Here is an 11774-nt window from a genome sequence, read left to right as displayed (position 1 = left end):
GGGGCTGTCTCTGTGTTGAAGGTCGTGGCTGGTCATGGTCACTGCGCGTCGTACCCGTTCTCGCCCTGCTCATGTCAGTTAAGGAACTTAGTCCCCTTTTGTCTCACTTGAGCTTGACACAGAGGGCCTCGCCCGCCGCTGACTACCGCCGACCTCAGAGCAGCAATCGCCCAGATCGCTCCCGCCGACCTCAGCCAGTTTGTCGATCACCTCGACCAGGTGACAGAGCAGGCGGCCCGCCTGCGTGAATTGGAGGCAGAAGTCGCCAGCGCGAACCACAGAGTCAAGCTGAACCCGACCGTGGCTGTAACCAACGAGATCACGGCATCCATTCTGGTTCAGGGAACATGCTGAAGTCGCCGCCGATGAGCGCTGTGATGGCAGCTTCCATGCAGTCACGTGTGACGCGATCAATGACGACGAGGTTGGGCTCTCTGAAGATTCCCGCGCCACTTGCCAGCTCGTCATCGACAACTTGCCTGAGCCGTACCGGGTCGTAAAACACCGGCCGGTAGCGCCGCCCGTCCCATTCGATCAGAACATCTGCGAACCAGCCTTTGGACTCGATAAAAGGAGCCTGCTCGTCGAAGTAGTCCGGCCAACGCATGCTGAACACGGCGCGAGTGTATCGATGCCGCACCGCATGCAATCGAGCGCCAGTTGCATTCCCTGTGCAGTTCAAGCTCGTACCAGCCCGTTCAGAGCGAACCGTTCGTTCGAGCCGTGGTACCGCGTGGCACCACACAATCGGCCGCTATCGAGCAGTGGAGGCAGCATCCTCCGCAACACCCGCCCGCACACCAATCGCCGGGACGACGCGACGTCGTGGACACGCCAGCCCACGACGCCGCGCATGAGCGGCCCGTTGAGGATGTCCGGGCGTAAGCACCACGCTGATCAACCGGGCTCGCGAGGAGAAGCGCTCCTGGCACTGACGACGGCGCCTCAGCACTGGTTATGAGGACGTCATCGGGCGTGAGGCCCGCCTCTGGACTGTTTCCAACGCCCCCGGGCCCTGGTCAGGAAACCTTGGAGGAGGGCGCTGACCAGGTGTTGCACGAAGCCGGGGAATCGGACTGGAAACCCTTGTCGAGCCAGGCCGCGGCGTTGCGCCCCTTCCCGTGGTCGGGAACCTTGTTCTGCTCGTCACCGCTGGCGCGCACTATGTCCAGCACCCTCCACCAGTCCTCGTCCGAGCGGTCCAGAGATGGCCAGGAGCTGCCCACGAACACCCCCGCAAGGCACTCGGCCTGCAGTTCCATACGACGTGACTGCTCGTTCAACTCCTTGTCGCCCTTGTACGGGTGCCGACGGTAGGCCTTGTCTATCCCGGACAGGTACTGCACGTGGTGCCCGTACTCATGGGCGACCAACACGAAGAGGAACAGGTCGGAGGGCTCGTCGAGCACGTCCTTGTTCAAGAGAATGCGGAACTTGTGCTGCTTACCGCAGTACACTCCCTGAGCGCTCCCCCAGGACCAGCCACAGTACTTCCGAGGTTTCGTGGTGACGAAGTCCATGCCGGCTTCGGTGAACGGCAGTCCGGCCTGCTCGAAGTACGCGGCCCATGAGGCGTTGAGGCAGTCCAGCAGCGAGGTGAGGTACTTCTTGGTGGACGGCACGTTGTTGGGCTTGACGCTTTTCTCGCGGCATCCGGTGGCCTGAAGCTCTCCAGCGTCGTACAGCGCGTTCGCGGTGAGGGAACGATCCCGGATGGGATACGAGGCGGCTTGCGCCGCGTTGGTGAGAAAGAGAGAGGAGAGTAAGAAAACTGAAAGAAGAGAAGCTAATCGCAGGAGTCGCGATGTAGCGGGAGGGGTGCCGTTCCTCACGGTTACAGCACCGCCGGGCATAGCGCCGGTGAGTGACTTGCTGATGGTGTACACGTTTCCCCCGTATCGAATGGACGCCCTCGGGTGAGGGTATCCAGCAACCCGTTTGCGGACGACTCCTTTCTCGTGTTCCGGACGACGCCGACACTAAGCGGGGGGAGGGCGCTGTTCTGCGTACAACGACGCATAAGTACGGCAGCCGCCATTCGTTAGTTGAGCTGGATGCATGCGGTTGATAGGCGGGTTCGGTGGCGGAACCAGTGGGCTCGGGCTTGATGGAGGCGTCGCCAGGCGGACCAGTGGGCGGACTCGTCCAGCCCGAACAGGTCCTGGCGCCTACCTGATCGCTCTGGCGCGCCGGAGCCGTCCTCGTCAACGACAAGATCGTTGAACGGTCCGCCGAGTCACCTGTCCCACAACCGCCCAGGAACTCATGATCCACGGCTCTGTTTTCGCTCGAGCTTCGCGTCGACCAGCTCAAGCGTTCTTTCTGTCAGGCCGCGAGGGGAGAGGTCTCTGGAAGCCGCATCCAGAGAAGTATACCGTTAGCTATACTTCGGAGATGGCCGCCAGCGAGTGGGATGTCTATATCGTCAACGAGGTGCGGGAGTGGATCGAACAACTCGACGACGCGACGCACGCTCGTGTAGTCCAAGCCATTGACGCTCTCGCCGAAGGGGGGCCGGGCCTTGGGCGGCCGCTGGTCGATACGATCACAGCCTCGCGGCTCCAGAACTTGAAGGAACTCCGGCCGGGCACCGTGCGTATCCTGTTTGCCTTTGATCCGTGGCGGTCCAGCATCCTGCTGGTTGCCGGCGACAAGGCTGGGCAATGGAATGCCTGGTACAGGCAGGCGATCCCTCTTGCCGAACAGCGCTATGAGCTTTATCTGAAGGAACGACAAGGAGAGGAGGGCATGTCGTGACTGGATACGTGCGTTGGAAGGACGTTCGTGCCGAGCACGTTGAGCGTGCGGGCGGCGAGGAGGCCGTGGAAGCAGGCAAGCAGGAACTCCTCGCCAAGGTGCAAGGACACCGCCTTGCCGAGATCCGCCGTAGTCGCGGTTTGACTCAGCAGGACATCGCCCAGCGGATGGGGGTTACCAAGGGACGCGTCTCTCAGATCGAGCAGGGCAAAATCTCTGGGCAGGATGTTCTCGCGCGGTACGCCACTGCCCTCGGAGGCAGGCTCCATCAGTCGATCTATTTCGACGACGGTGACATCGCCGCCATCGCCTGAGGTGCGAACGACACCCAAGTTGGGTCGCAGTTCGCTGTCGAGCTGCCCGGTCGTGAGCTACGGCAGGGGCAGAACGTAGCGCCCAAGACGCATACTTGAGGCCGCGAAGGGCGTGATTGCGCGAGGGCCGGTTCGTACCGGGTGACGCGCTATGGGAGCGATGGCAGTACGTGCGTAAGCGCGAGTCCTCTTACGTCGTAAGTCTTCTTACTTACTGTTCTGTCGGCGCACGATCTCGTTGATCCAGATGGGGGCGAACGGAGACGTGCAGCCCGGAGACGTCGGGTAGTCCTTGAGCACCTCCAGGCGCTCACCGATGTCAATGGCACGGCCGCGGTGCTCGGCGTGCTCGATCCCGATCTGCGCGAGGCAATGGTTCATCGCCCACTGCAGGCGCTCCGGGGCGTTTTTCATCTGCGCCTCGATGACGTCCAGCAGTGCGGGGAGGTCGAGGGTCTCGGGTTTTTTCGCCACGCGTTCGGTGGTCAGCGCCCAGCCGGCACTGGCGATGGCCGGATCCGGATCGGTGAACCAGGCCAGGCGCAATTCCTCAGCGTGCGGGTTCTTCTTGACCACGTAGTTCACGAGCCAGTCGTGCACCTTGGGGGCGCGTGCCTCGCGCAACATGATGTCCAGCTCGTCACGCTCGAACGCCTTCGGGCGGCAGATCAGGAGCGCCAGCAGTCTCGCCGCGGTGTCATCGGTTTGCCAAAGTCGGCGCGCGAGTTCCTGCTGCGTCTTCAGCCGTTTCGCGACCGCGCGCAGCTTGGTGAGGTTCACCCCGTGATCGTCGCCGTGCTTCTCGTTCGCCTCGCGCATCTTCGGGTCCTCGAGCGCGGCCAGCTCGGCCATCAGCTCGGCCACCGTCGTGTCGGTCAACGTGGTCTCGGCCACCTCAGCCTCCCGTTTCTCACGTGCGAGATTCAACCTACGACGAAAGACGGCCTTCTGTCGTACGCGCCGGCTCGGTGCTCAGGTGACATCCGGTGCGTTCGGCTGCCTGTGGCAGAGTTTTCACTGTGCCGTTCGACGATCTGCCGGGCTGGCTGCCGGCTTGGTGTCTGGAGCAGCTTGGGAGTCGGCCCGTCGACGTGCTGTTCCGGCACCAATCGATGTCGGCGGTGTTCGGGCTCCGGTTGGCCGGCGGTACGGACGTCGTGGTCAAGGTTCGCGACGACAACGACGGCGGCCGGGTGGGATCGTGTGTCTCGGCGCAGGCTCGGTTGGCAGAGAGCGGATTCCCCTGCGCCCGCCCGCTCACGCCGGTCGTCGGTGTCGGCTCGCTGGCCGTGCACGCGGAGGAGTTCCGCCCGGGGGGAGAGGTGTTGCGCGGGGACGCGCCGGGCGTCGCCGTGCGCTACGCGGAGGTCTTCGCCCGGCTGATGATCGCACTGGCCGAGCTGACCGTACTGGCCGAGTCGACCGTACTGACCGAGCCGACCGCACAGAGCAGGTCAACCGTACCCACCCAGCCGACCGCGCCAACGGCCCTGATCGTCACGCCGCCGCTGCCGAATCCGCGCTGGGTGCGGTGGGACCACACGGACCCCGGACTGTGGCCGTCGATCGAGTCGCTCGACAACAAGGATCAGAGCCTCGTCCCCGCCTACGTCAGCGACACAGCCGACAGAGCCCGTCGGCGCATACTGGCCGCCGACCTGCCCTCCGTACTGGGCCACGCCGACTTCGAGGCGCACAACCTCCGCTGGCACGACCACCAGGTACAGACGGTGCACGACTGGGACAGCCTGGCATGGCAACCGGAAGCCGCCCTGGTGGGAGCCGCGAGCGCGGTGTTCCCCAAGCTGGGACCGGCCACCCTGCCGCCGGTCGAGAGCACCGAGGCGTTCCTGGCCGCCTACCAGGACGCTCGGGGCCGGCCGTTCACCGCCGAGGAGCAGCAGGTCGCGTGGGCGGCCGGCCTGTGGTCGGCGGCTCACGACGTCCGGTGGGAAGCGCTTCACGGCTACATCGCGGTGTCCGGCAAGGCACTCTGGACACAAGCCGCCGAACGCCTCCGCCGCGCGAACGCCTGAAAAGGGCGCTCCGCCAGCACCGATAACATCCGCTGGCACCGATAGCATCAGCCAGCACCAATAGCATCAAAAACACCGATAAAATCCGAAATGTGGCGGATTGGGAGCTTCGGCCTGCTTCGGCGGCGGATGTCGAGACCGTGGCCGAGTTGCGGGCCGTGGTGCTCAGGCCGGACCTTGAGCGGCTCGGCCGGTACGACAACCTGTACGTACGCCAGCGCCTACGCAACGGCTTCACCCCGGCCCACACCTGGTTGATCGAGGTGGACGGCGCCTTCGCCGGCTGCGTGGCGCTGCGACCGGAGAAGGACATCCTCTGGCTGGAACACTTCTACCTGGACCCCGGTCTGCAGGGCAGGGGGATCGGCACCGCCGTACTGACCCGGCTGCTGGAGCGGTGTGACAGCGACGGCACCACGGTCCGGCTGAACGTGTTGCGGGGCAGTTCGGCCCGCCGGCTGTACGAGCGGCACGGGTTCACGGTGGAGACCGAGGACGAGGTGGACGTGTTCATGGTGCGTGGCCCAGCCCCGACCTGACGATCAAAGCCCCAGAAAGCCCCAGAAAGCCACCGTAAGCCCCACAAGGTCACCGATGAGTTCCGGTCATGGCAGCGGTCTGGTCATACAGCAACACGCCAACAGGAACGGCACGAACATGACCCTCCACGACCTCCTCCAGCCCCACATAGACAACGGCTCCCTCCCCGGAGCAGTAGCCCTGGTGGCTCACGACGACCAGATCGACCTGGCCGCCGTCGGCTCAACAGCCATCAACGCCGCCACCCCCATGACCCCCGACTCCATCTTCCGCCTCGCCTCGATCACCAAGCCCATCACCGCCGCCGCAGTGATGATCCTGATCGAAGACGGCCACCTGACCCTCGACGCCCCCATCCACAAATGGCTCCCCGAACTGGCCACCCCCATGGTCGTCCGCACCCCCACCAGCGAGATCGACGACGTGATCCCGGCCGCCCGCCCGATCACCGTCCGTGACCTGCTCACCTCCACCGCAGGCTACGGTTTCGCCTCGGACTTCTCGCTCCCGGCGGTCCAGCGCCTGTTCCCGGTGCAGCGGGACGGCCGTGAGGTGCGGAGCTTCCCGCACGCGGACGCGTGGCTGGCGGAACTGGCCGAGGTTCCCCTGCTGTACCAGCCGGGCGAGGCGTACCTGTACGACACCTGCTCCACCATCCAGGGCGTCCTGATCTCCCGGGCCTCCGGCCAGTCGCTGCCCGACTTCCTGGCGGAGCGGGTGTTCGAGCCGCTGGGCATGGTGGACACGGCGTTCGAGGTCCCGGCGGCCAAGCGCGACCGGTTCACCAGCTACTACCGAACCGGCGCGGACGGCGGGCTGGAGCTGGGCGACGGACCTGACGGGCAGTGGAGCAGCCTGCCGGCCTTCCCGCTGGGCAACGGCGGGCTGGCCGGCACCGCGTACGACTGGCTGGCCTTCGCCCGCATGCTGCTGGCCGGAGGCGTCATGAAGGACGGGCGGCGGCTTCTGTCGGCCGAGTCGGTGCGGCTGATGACCAGCGACCACACCACTCCTGCCCAGCGCGGGATCGGCGAGCTGTTCCTGGAGGGACAGGGCTGGGGCTTCGGCGGTTCGGTGGACATCGCGCCCCTTGAGCCGTGGAATGTGCCCGGCCGGTACGGCTGGGTCGGCGGCACGGGCACCTCGGCGCACATCATCCCGTCCACCGGAAGCACCAAAAACACCAGAAGCACCAAAAACACCAACAACTCCGGGAAGGTGACCATTTTCCTCGCACAGGTAGGTACGGACAGCCCCGTCCCGAGCACGTGGATGCAGGACTTCTGGCGCTACGCGGCCACGGCGGAGTGACGCCGCTCCCGATATCGAGCAGTGACCGCTCCCAATACCGAGCAGTGTTCGGTCAGTGGATCCGCTCTGTGGCGCCCGTCACAGAAATTTACCTGCGGCGCCGCACACCCCGTACGAAGCCCTCAGAACCTTCTTCTGCCCAAAACAGGAGAGGACAAAGAGCGGGAATCAGCGCCACGAACCCGCAGGTCAAAGCCCGTCAAACACCATAAGTACGGCCGCCCTAACGTAGCGCCACTCCCTCACCCCCACACAGCCGCACCAAGACCACATAAGGTGCAAAAGCGCATCACGGTCAGACCGGCAAAGCGGGTCTTTCGACTCAACCGCCGCATAGCTACTATCAGGCACCAATCGCCTTCTTGGGTGGTTGTCGTCATGGGCGCACCGATCGCGGAGGAGAGTGTCCCGCACGTGGCTGGATTGGGCAGGGTCGGGCGACGGCGGAAGCAGACCGCAGGCGACGCGAACGCGACAACAGGTTCCACCACCGACGCCAACGAGTCGCCGCGCTTCGACGCGCCGTCGGCATTCACTCCACCGCCGCGCGGCAACCACTTACCGGGCGCGAACCCAGCGCCCCACGCCAACCATCCGCTCGGCGCCGATCAGGCACCCGACGCCAACCCAGCCCCTTGGGCCAACCGGATACCGCGAGGCAGCCACGCGTTACGCGCCGGCCAGACAGCCGCCTCCGACCAGCCGCCGGATCCCACCCAGCCGCCCGATACACCCGGCGACGCCACCACAAATCCCCCCAAGAAGGCCGCCCCCCGCCCGCGGCGCCTGAGAGGCGCCCGCCGCCTCCCCCTGCGTACCGTCCTGCTCATCGTCGTCTTCGTCCCCAGCCTGACCTTCACCCCGATCCTCGCCTCAGGCATGTACCAGCTCTCCAGCCAGTGGCGGGCGGAGAAGGTCCAGATGGACCTGGCCACCAACACCGTCGCCATCCCCGCCGGCGGCTTGTTCTTCAACCTCGTCCAGGAGCGACGCCTGACCGCGGAGTTCCAGGCCACGCGGAACGAGGACGCCCGCGAAAGGCTGGCCAAGCAACGCGCCCTGACCGACCAGATCATCCGTAACTTCCGCCCCCTGGCGAGCCTGAACAACGCCAAGGCGCAGGCGGGCGTCACCGACAGCATCGCCGGGACCGTACGCGAGCTCAACCTCCTGGACCAGCAGCGCGGCGCGGTGGACGCCGGTTGGTCCAGCGCGCAGAACGCGTTCGAGTACTACAGCGGCGTCCTCAACTCGGCCGTCGCCGTGCTGACCGACCTCAGCCACGCCGATCACGGCGAGGTGAACACCGAGTCGCAGACCATGGTCGACCTCTTCTGGGTGCTCGACGCGCTCGGCCGCGAGGACGCCATCCTGGCCCGCGGCTGGCAGACAAAACGCCTGACGAGGGAGGAGTACGGCCTCGTCACCGACGCCATCGGCACCAGGAAGTACCTCCTGCACTCCCGCGTGATCCCCGACCTCGCCGGTGACGAGACGCGGTACGCGACGATGACGACGAGCAAGGCGTGGCAGGCCATGACCGCTCTGGAAGAGCGGATGACCGTCTCCGGGAGCGACAAGGTCACCCTGCGCGGGGACAGCGCCGAGTGGCGCGCCTCGGTGGACGCGGTCACCCAGCAGGTGCGGCAGCTCCTGCGCCTGCGCTTCGCGAACGTCAACAAGGTCGGCACCGACCACGCCAACATGCTGTTCACGGTGTTCATCAGCGTCACGACCGTGGGCCTGCTCGCCCTGGGCCTGGTGATCTTCACGAGCTGGCGGCTGACCGCGATCCTGCGCCGGCGCATCTCCGCGCTGCGGGAGGAAGCACAGGAGCTCCAGGAGCGGCTGCCCAAGGTGGTCACCCGCCTGGAGCGCGGGGAGGAGGTCGACGTGGACACGGAAGTGCGCATGGTCGAGCCCACCCCCGACGAGCTGGGTGAGCTGGGCCAGGCCCTCAACCTGGCCAGGCGCAGCGCCGTCTCCACGGCCGTGCGGCAGGCCGAACAGCACCGCGGCTTCCAGCGCATGCTCCAGCGCATCGCCCGCCGTACGCAGATCCTCATCGGCCTTCAGCTGAAGAAGCTGGACGAGCTGGAGCGCAGGCACGAGGACCCCGAGGTGCTGGAGGGCCTGTTCGACCTGGACCACCTCACCGCCCGGCTGCGCCGCTACGAGGAGAACCTGGTGATCCTCGGCGGCGGGCAGCCGCAGCGCCGCTGGCGCAAGCCGGTCAACCTGCTCGACGTTCTGCGTGCCGCGCAGAGCGAGGTCCAGGACTACCGGCGGATCTCGATCGACGTCGAGGGCGAGCCGTGGATAGCCGAGCGCGCGGTCGGGCCGCTGGTCCACGTCCTGGCCGAGCTGATGGAGAACGCCACCACCTTCTCCAAGCCGCTGACCCCCGTCGAGGTGCGGGCGGCGCCGGTCAGCAGGGGCGTCGCCGTGGAGATCGAGGACCGCGGCCTGGGCATGGACCCCGAGCAGTACGCCGCCGCGAACGCCCTGATGCACGCGCCGCCGCAGCTCGACGTGATGACCCACGCCGACGACGTGCGGCTCGGCCTGTACGTGGTCGCCCGGCTCTCGACCAGCCTGGGGCTGAACGTGGAGCTGCGTTCGTCGGCGTACGGCGGCACCCGCGTCATCGTGCTGCTGCCGGAGCCGCTGGTGGTGGAGCGCCCCCTCGACGTGTCCGATTCGGCCGAGATTCCTGAGGAGGCACTCTCGGACGCCACCGACCCACTGCCCCGTCCGCGGGAGGGGCAGTTGCCGACCCGTTCCAGAGGACATGCCTTGGCGAACGTGACAGCATCTGGTGCGGACGATCCACCGCCACCGCCCGACCGCCGGCCGCTGCCCCAGCGGGTGCGCCAGGCCAGCCTGGCCGACGAGCTCAAGGTCACGGCGGACCAGGACGAGGAGAGCGAACAGGAGGCCTGGGCCGTACGCGAGCAGCCCAGCAGATCCGGCGCCGTGATCGGCGCGTTCCAGAGACAGTCCCGCAGGCGACGGGCCGGTGACGACGCCCTGCAACCCCGGCCGAACGGAGCTCCCGAGCCCGACGCCCCTACGACGGAAGATCCAAGATGACGCAGCGAACGACCGCCACCAACATCGACCTGGACTGGCTCCTGGACCGCCTGGTCGATCGGGTCGCGGGCACCCGGCACGCCATCCTGCTGTCCGACGACGGCCTGGTGATCAGCCGTTCCCGGAGCATCAAGCGCGCGGACGCCGAACGTCTCGCCGCCATCGCCACCGGCCAGCAGAGCCTGGCGCACGGTGCCGGCCAGCTCTTCGGTGGCGGGCCGATCCACCAGGTCATCATCGAGATGGCCGAGTTGTGGTTGTTCATCACGGCCGCGGGCCGTGGCACGCATCTGGCGGTGGTCGCGTCCCAAGAGGTGGACGCCGAGCTGATGACCGTCGCGATGCACACCCTGATCCAACAGGTCGGCCAGAAGCTGGGAGCCGACGCCCGCACCCCCCCGACCGATGACGTGGGGAGACACAGATGAAGCATTGGACGGAAAGGTTCGACGACGATGACGGCGAAGAGCCACTTGTCCGTCCTTATACGATTACCGGCGGACGAACCATCTCTGAGCGGGACGATCTCGCGCTGATCACCCTGGTGACGGCGATCTCCAGGGTCTCTCCCGAGACCGCGCGGCGCTTACGGAAGATGCAGCCGGAGCACCGCGCCATCGTGGGGCTGTGCAAGCGACCTCTGGCGGTGGCCGAGGTCGCTTCCGCGCTGAAGCTCCCGGTCTCGGTGACCAAGATCCTCATCGGCGACCTGATCGACACCGGTCAGCTGCGGGCCCGGGCGCCGCTGGCGTTCGCCAAGGCGGGCGGGCTTCCCGATATGACAATCCTTGAGGCGGTGAGGGATGGATTGCGCAACCTCTGACAACGGGGAGGCCGCTCCCCTTGCAGTGAAGATCCTCGTCGCCGGTGGGTTCGGCGTCGGGAAGACGACCCTGGTCGGCGCGGTGAGCGAGGTCGCTCCACTGCGTACGGAGGAGTACCTGACCCATGCCAGCGTCGGCGTCGACGACCTGGAAGGGGTGAGCGGCAAGTCCACCACCACCGTCGCGCTGGACTTCGGGCGCATCACCATCAACAGCGAGATCGTGCTCTACCTGTTCGGCACCCCCGGCCAGGAACGCTTCTGGTTCATGTGGAACGACCTGGTCAACGGGGCGATGGGCGCCGTCGTCCTGGTCGACACGCGGCGGCTGGACGTGAGCTTCGCCTCGATCGACTTCTTCGAGAGCCGCGGCGTCCCCTTTGTCGTCGGCGTCAACTGCTTCCACGGGATCAAGGACCGGACGGAGGAGGAGATCCGCAAGGCGCTCGATCTTGACCCGCAGGTGCCGCTGGTGCTCTGTGACGCCCGTGACCGGACGGCGGGCCGCGACGTGCTGCTGGCGCTCATCGACCACCTGATGGCCGCCCGCTCCCGCACCGCGCCGGACCCCGTGTCCTGACCGGATCGGACGGGTTGTCCTGACTATGTGAGTCGTACTCACTTCGCGCAACCTGTGGCACTGTCTAGGTATATGCACTTCAGAACCGGAACCCAGGACGATGCCGCCTCCATCGCCGCCCTGCAGACCGAGAGCTGGCAGACCGCGTACGCCGGACTCATGCCCGACGACTACCTCAACGGCTCACTCCTGCAGGACCGCAGGATCCTGTGGACGACCCGGCTGACCACGCCTGAGAGCCCGTCTCTGTTGCTGCTCGCCGAGGAGGAGGCCACCCTCCAAGGCTTCGTCTACCTCCTCCGGCGGCCCGGCCGCCGGCT

At 66.5% G+C, this 11774-nt stretch carries 12 protein-coding genes and 1 pseudogene; 10 read left to right on the top strand and 3 right to left on the bottom strand.

The genetic code is table 11. From position 1 onward, the window contains the following. Positions 1–319: 319 nt before the first annotated feature. Together KME77_RS14930 and KME77_RS14925 are read right to left on the bottom strand one after the other, a co-directional pair. Positions 320–616 carry a hypothetical protein gene (locus tag KME77_RS14930; RefSeq protein WP_219467276.1) on the bottom strand — a complete coding sequence of 99 codons (297 nt, stop codon included), beginning with the start codon at positions 614–616 and terminating at the stop codon, positions 320–322. A 403-nt stretch (positions 617–1019) separates the two neighbouring features. Continuing rightward, on the bottom strand, positions 1020–1886 hold the full coding sequence (locus KME77_RS14925; protein ID WP_219467273.1) for a neutral zinc metallopeptidase: 867 nt from the start codon (positions 1884–1886) through the stop codon (positions 1020–1022). A 508-nt stretch (positions 1887–2394) separates the two neighbouring features. Between KME77_RS14925 and KME77_RS14920 the strand changes: the two genes are divergently transcribed. Both KME77_RS14920 and KME77_RS29315 read left to right on the top strand, forming a co-directional pair. Beyond that, positions 2395–2757: a type II toxin-antitoxin system RelE/ParE family toxin gene (locus KME77_RS14920; RefSeq protein WP_219467270.1), complete on the top strand. Its 363-nt coding sequence runs from the start codon at positions 2395–2397 to the stop codon at positions 2755–2757. Next, entirely contained in the window at positions 2754–3071 is a 318-nt protein-coding gene (locus tag KME77_RS29315; RefSeq protein WP_219467267.1) for a helix-turn-helix domain-containing protein, read from the top strand. The genes KME77_RS14920 and KME77_RS29315 overlap by 4 nt, the downstream gene beginning before the upstream one ends. A 207-nt stretch (positions 3072–3278) precedes the next feature. Here KME77_RS29315 and KME77_RS14910 read toward each other — a convergent pair whose 3' ends face one another. Then, positions 3279–3923, bottom strand: coding sequence for a DNA alkylation repair protein (locus KME77_RS14910; RefSeq protein ID WP_219467279.1), 645 nt, complete (start codon positions 3921–3923; stop codon positions 3279–3281). A 167-nt stretch (positions 3924–4090) separates the two neighbouring features. On the opposite strand from KME77_RS14910, the gene KME77_RS14905 reads away from it, so the two are divergent. From KME77_RS14905 to KME77_RS14870, 8 genes and pseudogenes are all read left to right on the top strand, one after another. Continuing rightward, positions 4091–5107, top strand: a complete 1017-nt coding sequence (locus KME77_RS14905) for an aminoglycoside phosphotransferase/kinase family protein (protein WP_219467263.1) — start codon at positions 4091–4093, stop codon at positions 5105–5107. 92 nt (positions 5108–5199) lie between these two features. After that, entirely contained in the window at positions 5200–5646 is a 447-nt protein-coding gene (locus tag KME77_RS14900) for a GNAT family N-acetyltransferase (RefSeq protein WP_219467261.1), read from the top strand. A gap of 118 nt (positions 5647–5764) precedes the next feature. Further along, on the top strand, positions 5765–6958 hold the full coding sequence (locus KME77_RS14895; RefSeq protein ID WP_219467258.1) for a serine hydrolase domain-containing protein: 1194 nt from the start codon (positions 5765–5767) through the stop codon (positions 6956–6958). A gap of 378 nt (positions 6959–7336) precedes the next feature. Then, complete coding sequence (locus KME77_RS14890) at positions 7337–10051, top strand: sensor histidine kinase (protein WP_219467256.1); 2715 nt, start codon at positions 7337–7339, stop codon at positions 10049–10051. Continuing rightward, positions 10048–10479 (top strand): roadblock/LC7 domain-containing protein, encoded by a 432-nt coding sequence (locus KME77_RS14885; RefSeq protein ID WP_219467254.1) that lies wholly within the window; start codon positions 10048–10050, stop codon positions 10477–10479. The genes KME77_RS14890 and KME77_RS14885 overlap by 4 nt, the downstream gene beginning before the upstream one ends. Further along, complete coding sequence (locus KME77_RS14880) at positions 10476–10874, top strand: DUF742 domain-containing protein (RefSeq protein WP_219467253.1); 399 nt, start codon at positions 10476–10478, stop codon at positions 10872–10874. Before KME77_RS14885 ends, KME77_RS14880 begins: the two co-directional genes overlap by 4 nt. Next, positions 10855–11454 (top strand): GTP-binding protein, encoded by a 600-nt coding sequence (locus tag KME77_RS14875; protein ID WP_219467251.1) that lies wholly within the window; start codon positions 10855–10857, stop codon positions 11452–11454. The genes KME77_RS14880 and KME77_RS14875 overlap by 20 nt, the downstream gene beginning before the upstream one ends. A 72-nt stretch (positions 11455–11526) precedes the next feature. Beyond that, a pseudogene (locus tag KME77_RS14870) lies at positions 11527–11774 on the top strand (hypothetical protein); the annotation flags it as partial.

This window comes from Nonomuraea rhizosphaerae (genome assembly GCF_019396405.1).
GTDB lineage: Bacteria > Actinomycetota > Actinomycetes > Streptosporangiales > Streptosporangiaceae > Nonomuraea > Nonomuraea rhizosphaerae.
Note: the sequence above shows the minus strand (reverse complement) of the source record. Positions and strands in the feature narration are given on the sequence as shown.